The organism is Bradyrhizobium sp. Bra78, assembly GCF_024519855.1.
Taxonomy (GTDB): Bacteria; Pseudomonadota; Alphaproteobacteria; order Rhizobiales; family Xanthobacteraceae; genus Bradyrhizobium; species Bradyrhizobium japonicum_G.
Window position 1 is genome coordinate 198,396 of the sequence record NZ_JALJRE010000013.1, and the last position, 16,169, is coordinate 214,564.

Sequence of the window (16,169 nt, forward strand, 5' to 3'; positions counted from 1 at the left end):
GCGGTGATGGTTCCTACGCGGAGACCGGCATGCCGGCCTGATACGCCGCATATGCGCGCTTCAAGCCGTCCTCGAGCGAGGTCGTCGCGTGCCAGCCGAGCCTGGCGAGGCGGCTGACGTCGAGCAGCTTGCGCGGCGTGCCGTCAGGACGCGAGGCGTCGAAGGCGATCTCGCCGCTGTAACCGACGACGGCGGCCACGACGCGTGCGAACTCGGCGATGGTGATGTCCTCGCCGGTGCCGATGTTGACCAGCTCCGCGCTCGAATAGGTCTTCATCAGGTGGACGCAGGCATCCGCCATGTCGTCGACATAAAGGAACTCGCGCCGCGGCGTGCCGGTGCCCCAGACCACGACGCTCTTCGCGCCCGAAACTTTCGCCTCGTGGAAGCGGCGGATCAGGGCGGCGACCACGTGGCTCAGCTCGGGGTGATAATTGTCGCCGGGGCCGTAGAGATTGGTCGGCATCACGCTGATGAAGTCGCTGCCATATTGGGCCCGATAGGCCTCCGCCATCTTGATGCCGGCGATCTTGGCGATCGCATAGGGCTCGTTGGTCGGCTCCAGCGGACCGGTCAACACGGAATCCTCGCGCAGCGGCTGAGGGGCCAGCTTCGGATAGATGCAGGACGAGCCGAGGAACATCAGCTTCTCGGCGCCGTTTTGATGCGCGGCCTGGATCACATTGGCCGCGATCGCGATGTTGTCGTAGATGAACTCGGCGCGCAGCGTGTTGTTGGCGACGATGCCGCCGACCTTGGCCGCGGCGAGGAACACCACCTGCGGCCGCGTCCTCGCAAACCAGTCGAACACGGCGGCCTGGTTGCAGAGATCGACCTCGCGCCGGTCCACCGTGACGAGCCTGACGTCCTCCCGCGCCAGCCGGCGCGCAAGGGCGCTGCCGACCATGCCGCGATGGCCGGCGACGTAGACGGACTTGCCCTTGAGCTCAAACGCTGCGTTTGCCACTGCCGGCGTCCCGCTTTGCCTCGGCCAGATCGCTCGCCATCATCTCCTCGACGAGCTGGGCGAAGGTGCGCTTCGGCTTCCAGCCGAGAACCTGATGCGCCTTGCTGGCGTCGCCGACGAGAAGATCGACCTCGGTTGGCCGGAAATAGGTCGGATCGATCTTCACCACCGTCTTGCCGCTGGCCTCATCGACGCCGGTCTCCTCGACGCCCACTCCGCGCCAGGCGATGCGGCGGCCGACATGGGCGAACGACAGCTCGACCATCTCCCGAACCGAACGGGTCTCGCCGGTGGCGAGCACGAAATCGTCGGGCTTGTCGGCTTGCAGGATCTTGTGCATGCCCTCGACATAGTCGCGCGCATGGCCCCAGTCGCGCTTGGCCTCGAGATTGCCGAGATAGAGCGTCTGTTCGAGGCCGACCTCGATGCGGGCGACGCCACGGGTGATCTTGCGGGTGACGAACGTCTCGCCGCGGATCGGGCTCTCGTGGTTGAACAGGATGCCGTTGCTGGCGAACATGCCGTAGGCTTCGCGGTAGTTCACCGTGATCCAGTAGCCGTAGAGTTTTGCGACGCCGTAGGGCGAGCGCGGATAGAACGGCGTCGTCTCCTTCTGCGGGATCTCCTGCACTAGGCCGTAGAGCTCGGAGGTCGAGGCCTGGTAGAACCGCGTCTCCTTCTCCATGCCGAGGATGCGGACCGCTTCCAGCAGCCGCAGCACGCCGACGGCGTCGGCGTTCGCGGTGTATTCCGGGCTCTCGAAGCTGACGGCGACGTGGCTCTGGGCGGCGAGATTGTAGATCTCGGTCGGGCGGATCTGCTGCACCAGGCGGATCAGATTGGTCGAATCCGTCATGTCGCCGTAGTGCATCAGGAACGGCACGTTGCCGGCATGCGGATCTTGGTAGAGATGATCGACCCGCGCGGTGTTGAATGAGGACGAGCGCCGCTTGATGCCGTGCACGACATAGCCGAGCGACAGCAGATATTCGGCGAGATAGGCGCCGTCCTGCCCGGTAATGCCGGTGATCAGAGCGATCCGCTCAGCCATATGTGCACCTGCTCCTAACTGTATCCCAAGAGGACAGCGGCGTTCCGTTCCAGCCGCCGTCCTTCTCTGACATATCGACCGTCGGGGTCAACCCAATACGGCGATGCAACGCCAGGAGACGTCCGCCTCGAGGTCCGCCCAGCCGAAGCCCTTCCGGCCTACAAACCGGCACGAGGTTTTTGTGCATAAGTCGCGGCCCCAGGGGCCCGGAACCTCGCTGGCGAAGCCTGTTGCACGTACCATCTTAGGTAGATTTTTGAGCTTTGCCCTGCCGGCGTTCGCCATTTTCGAGGAGGGATCCTTGTTCGATTTCGCGCAAGCTGCCGTGGCGCAAATTGGAAGCCGCTGCCGCGCTTCTGATTCCCTGAATGGGATACGCGCAATTCTGTTCGCTTCTGCCCTGCTGGCTGCCCCCTGCCTTGCCCAGCAGGCAGGCGATCCCGCCAGTCCGGCGGCGGAGACGAAAGCCGTCCAGCCCGCTGCCAAGGATGGGACTGCCAACCCGAAAAAAGCCAACGTGAAGGACGCTGCCGCGGCGCGGACGGAAATTTCCGACTGCGCCGGCGGCGAGATTTTCCAGGCGCTCGCCAATACGGCCAACAGCGCTGCGATCATCTACAACAGCAATCTCGTGCCCGCCGGAAGCAATGTCGAATTCGGGATCGCGAGCTCTCTCGATCCGGAGGCGCATTATTTCGCGGTCTTCCTGGAGAACAAGGAAGTCCCGCGGGACGAGGTCAGGCACGGCGCCCGCGCGCGAAGAGCGGGCGAAACCGACGACCTCGTCGTGAAGCGCTTGCTGAAGTCCGGCGACACGATCGTTTCGATCGACGTTCCCAATGATGTCGCGGGATGGTGGACCCGGCGGAACCTCTACATCTACCAGTGCGACAGCACGCGAAGGCCGCTCAACGTTTCCTACCTGCCGGTCTATCTCAGCCCCTACTCCCTGAGCATCGGGCTGGCACTCGCGATCGTGCTCGCCGCCTATTTTCTCTCCGCGAAGGCCTTTGCGCGTTTGAGCGGGACGTCGTCGAAAGGCGTTCAAGCCTGGAACCCAATCCGGATCACGGCCGGCTCCGACAATCGCGGCAGTCTCTCGGCCTTCCAGGTGTTCTTCTTCACGATCCTGGTTTTTGCGATGCTCGCCTATATCCTGCTTCGCACGGGCGTGCTCTCCGACCTGTCAACCACGATCCTGCAATTGCTCGGCATCGCAGGCATCGGGGCCGCGGCCGCCAAGGGAGCGGAGTCCTCAAAGATAGCGCTCGAGCCCACAAATCAGGCCTGGCTCATGAACAAGGGCTGGTTCGACAAGGACTCGACCCGCGCCACACCGGAGCCGAGCTTCTACGACCTTATCTCGAGCGACGGCGGTTTCGACGTTTACCGCTTTCAGAGCCTGATATTCACAGGCGCGGTAGGGCTCGCGCTTTTCGCCGGCGGCGTGTTTCAGCTTGCGTCCTTCACGGTACCGCAGAACATCCTCGGTATTCTGGGTCTCAGCCAGGTGGTGTATATCGCAGGGAAGCTCGTGACCTCGAACAACGCAACGCAGTTGAACGCGGTCGTCACCGATCTGCGCAACGCCGAAACCGCTTATCGCGAAGCCGCTCAGGCCACCAGCGATACCCAGGAGGCAAGAGACAAGGTCGCCCGTGCGAGAGCCGCCTTCGTCGACAAGGCGGGAGGGGCGGCAAAGCTTTTCACCGACGTCACCAACCGTCCTGTCGACGCTGCCAAGCTCCAGCCGTCACCGGGACCGACTTGATCTCCGGGTTCGGGAGTCGGGACTCATCAATCGATGGGGGCTGGAGCCGGTGAAGCGCCCGGTTCGAAATGGCGATCGTCCTCTGATTCAGCGAGAATGAGGATCCGCTGAATTTCCGTCACCCTCGTCTCGGCGGAGCTTCCTGATGAATGCCGCGATGGCATCATAAGCTTGCAGCAATGGTGGGGTCAGAGAAAAGAAGGAGCCGAGCGCGATTGCAATGATGGCGTGCCGAAGCGAAAAACCCTCATCCGCCTCCACCAGCCGGCTGTTGGGATTGATCAATGCCGGCGACAGGTCGCTCTGTCCACTCTCAGCATTAGACCTCCGCGGCTTTCGCGGCGGGATCATGATCACGACGAAGAGAGCATTAATCAGCAGCCAAATGCCGAGGATAATGAACAGGGTGCGCATCGGAAATCCAAAAAAATACAATTGGAAAAATCAGTCACGTCGCTTCTAGGTATGTTCGTTCACGCTTCCGTCACAATCATCCAGGTACTCGTGACAAGCTAGTTGATGGCCGGCCTATCGAGTTGCCTTCCCGACTCCAAGTTCAAGATCTGGGTGTGCGCTATCTTGTGTCTTGCGGTAAGTCCGAGAGCAATCGTTTGATCTCGGCTCCATCCGGGTTCGCCGCGCGCCCGCCGCTCTCGATAATCGATCAACCAGACAGTTTCTTCATGAGTGAGGCCCGCGAAGACGTCACGCCGCTCGGAATCAGTCTCTATTTCGCTCAGGTAGGTGACGTGTGTCCGCAGCTTCTCTGCCGTCATGTTGGTTTCTTCGCTTGCCGATTTGCTATGATTGCGGTCTTCGCAGGGGAATGACCTGTCCCGAGCTCACCGGCTCTGGAGGTTCGGGTGAAGTTGATTCCGGTCTTTTTCCGGCCTTGAACCTCGTCCAGCGAAGCTTGGTCGTGTAGCCGTAGAGCACGTTGAGCCAGGTCTCAGACAGCGTCGCGCTCGTGAAAGGCAGTTCGGGCATGTTCCAGTCTGCGTCGTCCTCGATGCCAGGATCCATAGGCACCGGAACCGCCGACCCGGCCCATACGATGCCGCCCCCAGGAAGTTGGACATATTCGCAGAGATCCCCGTCCGTCCAGTCCTGGACCAAAAGGGCAAGACCTCTGGGATGATCGGCGAAGAAAAAGCCGACGATCTGGTGAGTGTCGATTGAGCGGACGAGATAAGCGGGCATTGGCAATCCAAAAATTGTAGATTGCCTCTTTTTCCCGAACTTGCCAAGCCCCCCGCCCGCTGGGATTTGAGCTTACTTGCCCGATGATTTGTTCAGGTCGTAGCTCGCGGCAGCTCGAAAGAAGGGTCTTCCCAACAGGGGTCCGATTGACGTTGTTCCTGTTTTTCCCGAGTTCTCAACCGAACGGTTGATGTTTTGCAGTGCGGAGCAGGTACATTCGGCGTGATTCACCAATCGAGCGGTTTTGGTTTGACCGCGGTCAACGAAAGCGCAGACTCGAAAAACCGGGATTTTGCATCACCCTCCCGGGGCTGGAGCAGCGCCGTCCGCCGTTACATTTCAAGCGGACGGCGCTGTTGGAAACATACGGATTGCCCCCGGAGCAGCAAACGACACCGGACAACGGCGGTTCGCCGTCGGCTGGTCATGAAGTAGGGTCGACTATCCGTCTTCAGGGTGAAGTGCAGCCTTCATGCTCCGCAGCCTGGCTATTCTCCACATGATTTGTTCCACCAGGCCCGTATCGAAATCGGACAGCTGAACGACGAGTTCCTTGAATCTCTGAATCTTCCTATCGAAGATCGAGCAACGCTCACACATCGTATGCAATGGCCCTGGCAAAAAGGCTGCTCCCGATACTCACACGGGCAAAGCAATCAAGTATCGAAGCAAAATTAACGCTCGCAGCATGTGGCGTAAAGGACGCACTCCGACGCATCACGATTGCACGGCCCGCGGCCGCGTCGGGACCGGCAGGGCGCTTCCGTCAAAGTGCGGACGGCGGCGATCTTTTCGGGTCGACATAAAGGTCTATAATGAATTTTTTAATCGACAGGTATTGCCTTGCCATCATCCATTGAACTGATCGTTGCTTCTCTGGTGGAATTGAAGGACCGGCCGGGGCTGGCAGAACTGCGAGAGCATCGGTGCCAGTTGCTCGAGCAACTCCGCACCGTATCCGGTATTGATCCGACCCGGACCATCGAGCGGATTGAGGAAGACATTCGGACGATTGATGAGGGGCTCGAGCAACTCAAGCCCCCGCCAGGAACGTTGCCCGACAACGACTGGCGCTGACTCAGATCTGCGCCTTCAAAAGCAGCCTTGTCTGCCGCTCCATTTGAAGCGCGAGCTGTTTGCGCTCAAACTTGAGGGCGGCTTGTTCGTCGAGCGTGATGTGCCCTTCTCGCTCGAGAACGTTGATCAGAAAAACCTGGTCTTCAATATGCCTTTGGCGCTTTTGGATATCTTCCATGAGGCCTTCGAGCTCGGTTCGGAGGTCTGTATCCATAGTTGATGCCCTTCAATCGCATGCTGAAATGCATTCACTATGTGTCCGAGACCTTAAGCAAGGTTTGCCGTTCGAATTGCTGCCGTATCGGCCACCATAAATAATGTAAATAAAAAGCGCGTGCCGTTAACTCCGGAAGCGTGTTGCCCGAGGTACTATGAGGATGATCCCCGGCCGGACCGTTCGGTAGGCCGCCCGTCTGCCCTGCCGCCCAAACATCGAAACGCTCAGAGGTTGCGTTGATGGCCGGCGACCGAGAAGGCAGGCCGTACATTCCGACCTTCCGGCCATTGACGCGCCCCGGGATCCGAATCGACGACAGCAGGATCATGCTGGCTGACCTGATGCGGTCCTCAGCGCCCGGCGCCGACGCGCGCGTCGAAGTCCTCGGCAAAGCTCCCTGGACTACCCCTGCCCCGGTTCGCGGACCCTCATGCACTTCGCCTTTATCGGAAGAGGCGATACCTGAGGTTGCCACATCGCAGCACAGCAATAATCCAATTCAGCAGTAAAATCAGATTGCTAAAGAGCAGAAAATGCGCAGACTTTGTGCGGCGCGGCAAACGCCCCGGTGTCGAGGATTGGGAAAGGGCTAAGCTGCCTCAGTTGCACGCCTATTGGGCGCGAAAGTCGAAGCCTTGAGCGATTACTGCAAGCTGTGTCTGAAATGTCATAGGTAAGATCACAGCATTTTGCTAACTCTTCCCGGTCAATACTATTTGTTAAATGCCTTTTATGGTGGGGACGATGAAGCCGGCGTATTTTGCCTTCGCAACGATCATCCTGGCGGCCGCCCCGGCACAAGCGGAGCAGTTCTCAATCAATGACGCCCTGCGTCAGGCGATGCAGACCAACCCGGGTGTGGGTGAGGCATCGGCAAACCGTCGTGCAACCGAGAGCGAACTCCGCCAGACCCAGAGTACGCTCTTACCGCAAGTGCGGATTGACGCCAGCTATGGGCCGGAAAAGTTCGACCAGCCCCCTGGCTTTGTAGCTCCAAGCATTGCGGTCCCGACGACGGGATCGGGGCCGTGGCGGAACGGGAGCCAGGAATCGGTCGTCGTCCGGCAGCTTCTTTTTGATGGTTTCACCTCGATCCACGAGGTGTGGCGCCAAAATGCGCGCGTGAACGCCGCCGCAGCACGCGTCAAGGAACGAACCGAGCTCATCGCCCTTGATGCCGCCGAGGCTTACGTTGACGTCGTGCGGTACATGCGTTTGGTCGGCCTGGCCGAGCAGAACGTTGCCAATCATGACAAGATCTTCTCGAACGTAAACTCGCGGTTTTCGGGCGGACGGGCCGGCGAAGGCGACCTTGAGCAGTCAAGGGAACGCGTCGAAAGTGCCCGCGCGGCCCTGGCCGAGTTTCGCCGTAGCCTCGAGGATGCACGGGCAAAGTTCCGCAAGGTCGTTGGCGTAGAGCCCTACAATGTGCGCTTCCCCGGCCCGTTGCGGGGGCTTCCGGCCAGCCGGGATGAAGCACTCGCGGTCACGCTGCGGTTCAACTCCACGATTGCGGCGGCTCAATCGGATGCCGATGCCGCCAAGCATGCCTTCAAGTCCACGGACGGTCTGTTCACCCCCAAATTCTATCTTGAGGGTCGGGCGACGCATTACGACAACTCCTTCCCCTACGTTGCGGCCGCCGGCTCGCCCGCCGTTACCCATGAGGACTACAGCGGCAAAGTCGTGATGTCCTGGGACATCTTCCGCGGCGGACAGGATGCCTGGAATCGCTCGGAAAAGGCCGAACGGTTCACGGAAGCCACGGCACGGCACGCCCGCTTGCAGCGGGACGCATATGAGTCCATCGACAAGGCCTGGAACGCTCGCACGATAACACAGACCCGCATTTCGGCGCTGACCGGCCAGCTGGAGGCGGATCGCAAAACCATCGCCGCGTTCCAGAAGGAGTATGAGCTGGGCCAACGCTCGCTCATCGACCTTCTGAATGCCCAAAACCAGTTCTTCAATGCGCAGGTTTCGCTGACGTCGGCGCGAGCAGTCGTGGTGTTTGCCGATTATCAGTTGCTCGCCGCGACTGGAACGCTGATCGAATATCTGAAGGCTCCTCCCCCGGTCGACGCGGCTCCAACCGATCTCAACCTGTTCGGCCTGCCGGATTACAAGGCGCCCACGTTCCGCTGGACGCTTCCGCAGAGCGGTTCTGAGCCGCTGCGGGTTGCTGTCCCGGCGCCGACGGCCGCGCCGGTTCGGCTGTCATATGCTGCGACCGAGCCCACCACGACGGGTTTCGGCGATCGCTGGTCGGGCGAGCCCGACAAGACCGCCGCCTCGGCCAAAGTCGCTGGCGTGTCCGCCTGGTTTGCACAGCGTGCAGGCTCCAGTGGGCCGATCGTGCTCGATGGCTCGACGGGACAGCGCAGCTCATATGCCCCGACCGAGAAGCCCCATTGGCTCCTGACCGCATTCTCGCCAGCTGCAAAGTAGCGACATCGGTCGACCGACCAACTAAAAGCCCGCACAGATGTGCGGGCTTTTTTAGTTCCAGGCCTGCCCCCGATAACGCACGGATAGCTTTCCTGCCTGCGATCGTTAATCCTTAATCGCGCCCGTCCAAATAAGTAAATGAATTAACTGGCAGTTTGTCGTATTCTGCGACGACTTTGCCAAGCTCGTTTCATCGCTTTTCATTTAAGGCTTATCAGCTTGTTGTTTCGTCAAACAAAGAAGTCCTCGGCAGAAGGCGCACGCCCGCATAACATCGGCGAAGAGTCCACGGCATCGGTTCGGGCCGAGAAGGTCGGAGCGAAACAAGGCGATCCCTTGCTGGACTCGCTGATCTTCCTGGCCGGGCATCACGGCAGAGCCGTGACCCGCGATGGCTTGCTCGGCGGCCTGCCGATCCTCGATGGACGCCTGACGGTTTCTCTCTATGAGCGGGCGGCGCGCCGTGCCGGCCTGGAGACTGAGGCCACCAAACGCAAGCTGCTGGACATCCCCTCTCTCGTTCTTCCCGTCGTGCTGATCATGAAGAACGGAGCGACGCTGATCTTGCTGAGCATTGACGAGGGCAAGCGTACCGCCAGGGTGATTGACCCAAGCGACCGGCCGTATGTGCCGCAGATATTGACGTTGGACGTCATCGCCGCCGGTTATACGGGGTATGCTTTTCTGGTCCGGGCGGCCGCCGAGTCGGACGCGCGAGCCGTCGCGGCCGGCAGCCTTCCCCGGCAGCACTGGTTCTGGTCCGTCGTAAAGGCCCATTGGCGCAACTACGGGCATATCGCGCTGGCGGCCCTGCTGATCAATGTTCTGGCCCTGGCCATGCCGCTCTTCACAATGAGCGTCTATGACCGGGTCATCCCGAACGGAGCTATCCCCTCGCTCATTGCTCTTTCGATCGGCATGGGCCTCGCAATCGTCTTTGATCTGATCCTGCGGATGGTCCGGAGCAAGATGATCGACGTGACGGGCAAGACGATCGATGTCGTCCTTGCAGCCAACATTTTCGAGCATGTTATGGCTGTGAAGTTGTCGCAACGGCCGACATCCGTCGGCATTATTGCCAACCAGCTTCGGGATTTCGATTCCGTTCGCGAATTCTTCACCTCGGGCAGCGTGGTCTCGGCAACCGATCTGCTCTTTGCCATCCTGTTCGTAGCGGTTCTCTTCGTGGTCGCGGGACCCTTGGCTTGGGTGCCGTTGCTGATGCTGCCGGTCATGATCTTAATTGGACTGGTCTTACAACGCCCGCTCAATCGGGCGATGAAACGCTTGCAAGCCGAGTCGGCAGCTCGCCACGGCGTGCTCGTCGAATCGCTCGCCGGTCTGGAAACTGTGCGCGCGTCCGGCGGTGAAGCACGGATGCAGACGGCTTGGGAGCGTTCGGTTGCAGCGACAGCAAGGTCCGGCGAGGCCGTACACTTCTGGTCGTCCCTGGCGCTGACCGCGGCCAACTCGGCACAGATGCTGACAAGTCTGCTCCTGGTCGTAATTGGCGTATTCCTGATCCAGAACGGCACCCTGACAGTCGGTGCGCTGGTCGCAGCCAACATGCTCGCCGGCCGCGTTTTGGCGCCGATTGCAGGCATCGCGTCCGTGATCACCCGTGGCACCCAAACTTTTTCGTCGCTCAAATCCATCGACCGAATCATGAGCTTGGAACGGGAACGTTCACCGGAACGGACCTATGTCGCCAGAAAGATCGAGCAAGGCACCATCAGTTTCGAAAACGTCTCCTTCGCTTACCCCAATGCGCCTGGAAAGGCGCTGGAGAAGGTCACGTTCAAGGTTCAGAGCGGTGAGCGCGTTGGAATCATTGGTCGAGTTGGTTCGGGGAAGACGACTGTCGGGCGCCTGTTGCTCTCGTTCTACGAGGCGCAAGATGGCCGCATCCTGATCGATAGCGTCGACTCGCGCCAGTATGATCCCGCTGACTTGCGCGCCGGCATCGGCTTTGCCATGCAGGACACCGATCTGTTCTTCGGGAAGCTGCGCGACAACATAACCTTGGGCTATCCGGCCGCGACGGACGAAGAAGTGCTTGCGGCTTCGCGCCTGGCCGGAGTGGAAAGCTTCATCGCAGGGCACCCCATGGGCTACGACATGCCCATAGCAGAGGGCGGACGCAGCCTGTCGGGCGGTCAAAAGCAAGCCATCGGCTTGGCGCGCGTCTTGATCCGCAAACCCAAGATCCTGTTTCTGGACGAGCCAACCGCCCATTTCGACGTCCGCAGCGAAAGCGAGTTCCTCGAACGACTCAAGACGCTCGATAATGCGCAAATGACCATCATCATCTCCACTCATCGTCTTTCACTGCTGTCGATGGTCGATCGCCTGCTGCTGTTCGACAACGGGCGGCTGGTCGCCGATGGACCGCGCGACCACGTCTTGAGCTTGTTGCAAGGAAAGGCTCCGTCGACCGAGTCTGTCGCCAATCCCAGAGTGGTTCAACCCGTCCCCCCGGCGCAGAAATCCAATGTCAGCTGATTTCACTTACGCCAACGACATCCGTGCAGCCGTCAAGCTGAGGACGCCGAAAACCTCGCGAATGTTGCTGTGGGCCTTCTTCGGCCTGTTTGCGACATTCCTGACGTGGGCTCATTTCGCTGTGCTCGAAGAGGTCAAGCGCGGCAATGGCAAGGTCGTTCCCTCGCGGCAAATTCAGGTTGTCCAGTCGCTGGAAGGCGGGATCGTCGGCGACATTCTCGTCCAGGAAGGCGCCACGGTTCAGCAAGGCCAGTCGTTGATGCGGATCGAGGACACCAAGTTCGCGTCCGAATTCGGCGAGATACGGGAACGCCGCGCCGCGATGGCGGCCCGCGTTGCGCGCCTGGATGCCGAAGCGAGGGGGCGCAACGAGATCGTATTTCCGGACCAGATCGAGGGGGTTGTACCTGCGACCGTGGCGACGGAACGAAGCGTGTTCAAGGCCCGCGCGCAGAAGATCGCGCAAGACATCGACGTTCTCACCCAGCAGATCACGAGGCTGAGCCAATCGTCCGCGCTGCTCGATCGCGAGCTGACGCTGACCCGGAAGCTGTACGAACAGAAGGTCGTCCCCGAGATCGAGATGCTCCGGCTGGAGCGTCAGTCCGCGGAGGTCAGGGGTCAGATGGCCGAAGCCAAATCGAAGATCGCGACCACGATCTCGACATTTCGCGCGCAAGCCGACGAGGACCTCGCCAAGTCCAGGGGCGATCTCGCCGTCCTCGACGAGAATATCAAGTCGGCGCAGGACAGGGTTCGCAGGACGGATCTGCGTTCGCCGGTTCGCGGCATCGTCAATAAACTGAACGTAACCACGATCGGTGCCGTCGTTCAGCCCGGTGCGAACCTCATGGACATCGTTCCGCTCGACGATACCTTGCTGGTCGAAGGCAAGATCAGGCCGCAGGATATTGCCTTCATCCGCCCGGGCCAGGATGCCGTCGTCAAGATATCCGCCTATGACTCCTCGGTTTACGGCCATCTGGCCGGCAAGGTCGAGCGGATCAGCGCTGACACGATCCTCGACGACAAGAGCGAGTCGGCGCAGCGACCGGAGACCTACTACCGGGTGATGGTTCGAACCGACAAGAACCATTTGGGCACTGAAGAGGCTCCGCTCCCGATCATCCCGGGCATGATCTCGACGGTCGAGATCCTGACCGGCAAGAAGAGCGTTCTGGATTATATCCTGAAGCCGGCTCGCACCTTGCGGGATGAGGCTTTGCGCGAGCACTAGGCCGGGCGGCGCTCGCCTTGCTTAATGCGTCCTTAACCCGCGCCTGCAAGCTTTAGCGTTGCTGGAGGTGCGCGGTTCATCGCGCCGGCTCATTCCTGGCCCCCCTTCCCCGGCTTTAACCCGACTTAAGCGCGCCCGAGCGCACGCTGGCTCCCGATAAACAGGTCGGGATGACGATCAGGCGCGCAAAGACGCCGGCGACGTCCCGAAATATGGGGGCGGTCAATGAAGTCGCGTTTTGGACAGCGGCGGCAGGACTTTCTGGCGCTCGCAGCAGCCATGGTGGTCTCGCTCAACGGTTTTTCGACCTCGGCCGCGCTCGCCGCCGATGTCGGGCCGGCCGATTCGACTGAAATCGCGCCATCCGGCGCGGACACCATTCAGGCTCCCGCGACGTTCTTCACGATCAACGCGGTGCTGGCAAAGCTGGACCGCGAGCGCGGCCGGGGACCAAATGCCGTGCGCCTGGCGGCGCTGACGCCGCCCTCCCCCACGGCGACGGACGCTCAACCTGAAGCGGCCCCTCTTTCAGGCATGGCCCCGCTCGGCAATGAACCGTTCGGCCTCTTCACCTTCCGGGCGCCTGACAGCGAGGTCTGGCGCAAATGGCGTGCGGTCGAAGGAGAGATCGCCCGCGAGCAAGCCGTGCTCGAGCGCTGCAGGTCCGAGGCCGCGAGCTGCCCGCCTAACGCCGCGCAGTTCCTCAGGCTTGTCGGTGCAGTCAAGGCAAAGTCCGGGCGCGCCCGGCTCGAGGAAGCCAATCTGGGTGTCAACACCGCGATCCGCTATGTCAGCGATCTCGCCCAATATCGTGAGCTCGACCGCTGGAGCTCGCCACTGGCGAGCTTTGCGACGGGCAAAGGCGATTGCGAAGACTATGCGATCGCCAAATACGCCGCGTTGCGCGAAGCCGGTTTCCCGGACGCCGACATGCGCCTGCTCCTCGTCCGTGACCGGACCGTGCGGCAGGACCACGCGGTGCTTGCGGCTCGTCTCGACGGCCGCTGGCTGATCCTGGACAACCGGTGGGCGGGCTTGCGGGAGGACAACGGCGAGCTGAATTTCGCCCCGCTGTTCGCGATCAATCACGACGGCGTGCATCTGTTCGCCAAGCCTTATGCGAAGGCTCAGCCGCTCACGGCCGAAGCTGCGCCGGCGGCGGCGGGATCGGAATGGGCGGGCTCGGGGCCGGCGGACACCGGTGGCGGCGGGTCACTGAGCACGCTGCCGGTGCTTCTCTGACACATTGCTTGGACTAGCCTGGGCAGCTCAGCACCATAGGCGCCGATCAGCACTCTCTCGCTGCTGGCCGTGTAGTTTCGCAGCTCAGCCGAGAGAAAGCGATGCGGCGACAAGGCTGGTCGCCTTGCCGCCGCATATCGGCTCATCCAACGTCTACCGGCAGAGCGCATGTCTGCCACGGCAGTTGCGTCAGAAGGTATGAACGGTCGCTGCCGCAGGAATTCCGGTAGAGACATGCGCCAGGTCAAGCTTGTCCGTACCGGTACCGCTTGCAGAGTACCAGAGTTCGTGCGTGGTGTTGTTGAAGAAGAAGCTATTCGCCGCTCCGTTCCATGCTCCGGCAGATGCTTCGTTCGGGACCCCCGCGCTCGACGAGACAAATTGAGCGGCAGAGATCGACGCTGCTGTTCCAATCGTCAAAGCCTGGCTGGCAACGTCGACAAAGATCCCGTCGGTGCTCTGCAGATCCGCGATCGTATCGTGGCCGTTGAGCGCCGCCGTGGCTTCAAGAACGAACTTGTCGTTGCCCGCACCACCAATCAGGACGTCATCGCCTCCCAACCCACGGATGGTATCGTCACCGATACCGCCCGACAGAACGTTCGCGGCCGAATTCCCGGTCAAGGTATCATTGAAGTCGGATCCCTTGATGTTGGCTTGCGGATCGAGCGGATCGCCCACGGTGGCCGTAACCCCCGTCCCGGAAGCGGAGTAGTCGTTGAACAGCGTCCCCGGCGACACCAAAGTCATCCCGAGACTGCTCGTCGAACTGTCACCGTCCGCGTCCGTCAATGCCACGTCGAACGACATGCTGACAGAGGGAATGGTTGTTGCGGTCGTCACATAAGAGAACGTGCCGATGTCGAACGATTCGCCATTGAGCGCAGGGTTATTGAAGGTCGGAGTCTGCAGTGCGTTCTCGATCTCGATCCGGTCGTAACCGGTGCCCGACGCGTGCACCAGGACGGTATCGTGAAGGTCCAGCCCCGTGACCAGGTAGCCTCCATTCCCGTCCGTGATCAGTGACGCCAGATTGACGCTGACCCCATTCACCTCGATTGACGTGATCGTGTTGAGCTGAGGATCATCGGCGAGATGCGCGGAATCCGTGGCCGTCGTGTTGCCCGACGTGTCGTTATTCGCATTGTAGATTCGCACCCATACTTCGATCGAATCTGCGGGCGGACTGCCGTTCACTTGAACGATACCGAACTGGAAGTCGTTGATGTTGTAGTGCGTCGAGTAGCTGTACTCGTTGTTATTCCCGCTCGTGACCGTTGCACTGTTGACGAAATCAATTCGCAGATTGTCGCCGTCGTTCATCGAGTTGTTGGCAACGCCGATGCCGGTCGTACTTGCGGACACGGAACTTCCGCCCGACGCGTTCGACGTTCCGTTGGGTTGCTGCACATAGCCCGAGAACAGCAGATCCTGAGTCGTGTTGGCAACGTCCAACGCCTTGAACTGCTGCGTGTTCTGGCCAAGAGACGAGAAGTCGTTGACCGTTCGGGTCTCGGTCGCTCCGATCTGAGCGAACAGCTGCATCGTGTACTGATCGTTGCTGGTGGCAAGGCTGCCATCCGGGTTCAACGTAACGGCAAACACCTCGGTGCCGCCTCCGCCAGGAGCGCTCCCGATCCAGCCCTGCAGCTGGAGGGGGGTGGCCGGGTTGGAATCGTTGTCCACGAGGTAGAGGTGGATGTTCTGCCCGCCGGAGGTGAGAGTTGCGGTGCTGCCGTTTACAACGCCAACCGCCAATTCGCCGTTCGTGATGTTTGCGAACGAAATCGTTCCAGGCTGATCGGCCCCGACGTTGTTGTCGATGTTGTGGTCGAAGTCGAGGTATGCGGTAAAGCTCGCGCCGATACTGTTGTTCAGAATGGCGTAGTCCGGAGAAATCGTGCTCGGGCCATCGTCATGGAAGGTCAGCGCCTGGCCGATATTGATGCTCGACGAGCTGTTGGTGGAATCGCCGTCCTTGTCCGTGATCGTGTCGGCTCGCGTCAGCGTGATCAGGTCCGCCGCCGACAGCGTCACCGTATCGTCCGGATTGGTCGCATTCGGATGCTGCAGCGCGCGGATCTGGTCCAGCGTTACGACGCCGGCAGCATCCACGGTGACCGTGAAGGCCAACGTCGCCGTCGCGCCGACATGCCCCTCGACCGTATTGCCGTTCAGCACCAGCAGGATGTGCTGCCCGGTCGCAACGTCGATCAGGCCGGAATCCACGCTCGCGCTCTTGACGCCGAGCGCATAGGCCGATGCGATCGTGCCGGCACCGTCCGCACCGTAATTGCTCACCACCGAGAAGTTGTCGGCAAAGTTCGCCGTCGCGTTGATCGCAAGGTTGGTCTCGTCGACCACCAGGGCATCCGCCGGCGCCGCCGTCGTCGTCACCGTGATGCTCGGGCCATCATCATGGAACGTCAGCGCCTGGCCGATATTGATGCTCGACGA

At 60.9% G+C, this 16,169-nt stretch carries 12 protein-coding genes; 6 read left to right on the forward strand and 6 right to left on the reverse strand.

Annotation, left to right across the window (positions count from 1 at the left end; translation table 11 throughout):
* Positions 1-13: 13 nt before the first annotated feature.
* On the reverse strand, positions 14-967 hold the full coding sequence (locus OC450_RS26935; protein ID WP_211386702.1) for a GDP-L-fucose synthase family protein: 954 nt from the start codon (positions 965-967) through the stop codon (positions 14-16).
* Positions 948-2,018 (reverse strand): GDP-mannose 4,6-dehydratase, encoded by a 1,071-nt coding sequence (gmd, locus tag OC450_RS26940; RefSeq protein ID WP_211386703.1) that lies wholly within the window; start codon positions 2,016-2,018, stop codon positions 948-950. The genes OC450_RS26935 and gmd overlap by 20 nt, the downstream gene beginning before the upstream one ends.
* Before the next feature lie 517 nt (positions 2,019-2,535).
* On the opposite strand from gmd, the gene OC450_RS26945 reads away from it, so the two are divergent.
* Positions 2,536-3,789, forward strand: a complete 1,254-nt coding sequence (locus OC450_RS26945) for a hypothetical protein (RefSeq protein ID WP_256808849.1) — start codon at positions 2,536-2,538, stop codon at positions 3,787-3,789.
* 87 nt (positions 3,790-3,876) lie between these two features.
* Here the strand turns inward: OC450_RS26945 and OC450_RS26950 are convergent, their stop codons facing one another.
* Both OC450_RS26950 and OC450_RS26955 read right to left on the reverse strand, forming a co-directional pair.
* Entirely contained in the window at positions 3,877-4,203 is a 327-nt protein-coding gene (locus tag OC450_RS26950; protein WP_211386705.1) for a hypothetical protein, read from the reverse strand.
* A gap of 387 nt (positions 4,204-4,590) precedes the next feature.
* Positions 4,591-4,989: a hypothetical protein gene (locus OC450_RS26955; protein WP_211386707.1), complete on the reverse strand. Its 399-nt coding sequence runs from the start codon at positions 4,987-4,989 to the stop codon at positions 4,591-4,593.
* An 843-nt stretch (positions 4,990-5,832) separates the two neighbouring features.
* On the opposite strand from OC450_RS26955, the gene OC450_RS26960 reads away from it, so the two are divergent.
* A complete protein-coding gene (locus OC450_RS26960) occupies positions 5,833-6,066 on the forward strand; it encodes a hypothetical protein (protein WP_256808847.1) in 234 nt (77 codons plus the stop codon).
* Position 6,067: 1 nt separating this feature from the next.
* On the opposite strand, the gene OC450_RS26965 is transcribed toward OC450_RS26960, so the two are convergent.
* Positions 6,068-6,244, reverse strand: a complete 177-nt coding sequence (locus OC450_RS26965; protein WP_211386709.1) for a hypothetical protein — start codon at positions 6,242-6,244, stop codon at positions 6,068-6,070.
* Between the two features lie 783 nt (positions 6,245-7,027).
* Between OC450_RS26965 and OC450_RS26970 the strand changes: the two genes are divergently transcribed.
* The 4 genes from OC450_RS26970 to OC450_RS26985 all read left to right on the forward strand — a co-directional run bounded on the left by OC450_RS26970 (position 7,028) and on the right by OC450_RS26985 (position 13,712).
* A complete protein-coding gene (locus tag OC450_RS26970; RefSeq protein ID WP_262048969.1) occupies positions 7,028-8,731 on the forward strand; it encodes a TolC family outer membrane protein in 1,704 nt (567 codons plus the stop codon).
* A 222-nt stretch (positions 8,732-8,953) separates the two neighbouring features.
* Positions 8,954-11,233 (forward strand): type I secretion system permease/ATPase, encoded by a 2,280-nt coding sequence (locus tag OC450_RS26975; RefSeq protein ID WP_410050525.1) that lies wholly within the window; start codon positions 8,954-8,956, stop codon positions 11,231-11,233.
* On the forward strand, positions 11,223-12,470 hold the full coding sequence (locus OC450_RS26980; protein WP_211386711.1) for an HlyD family type I secretion periplasmic adaptor subunit: 1,248 nt from the start codon (positions 11,223-11,225) through the stop codon (positions 12,468-12,470). Before OC450_RS26975 ends, OC450_RS26980 begins: the two co-directional genes overlap by 11 nt.
* A 225-nt stretch (positions 12,471-12,695) precedes the next feature.
* The gene (locus tag OC450_RS26985) at positions 12,696-13,712 is read left to right on the forward strand and encodes a transglutaminase-like cysteine peptidase (RefSeq protein ID WP_262048970.1); all 1,017 of its coding nucleotides are present in this window, start codon (positions 12,696-12,698) and stop codon (positions 13,710-13,712) included.
* Between the two features lie 189 nt (positions 13,713-13,901).
* Here the strand turns inward: OC450_RS26985 and OC450_RS26990 are convergent.
* Positions 13,902-16,169: DUF5801 repeats-in-toxin domain-containing protein (locus OC450_RS26990; protein WP_262048971.1), on the reverse strand; the 2,268-nt coding region annotated here is incomplete at its 5' end.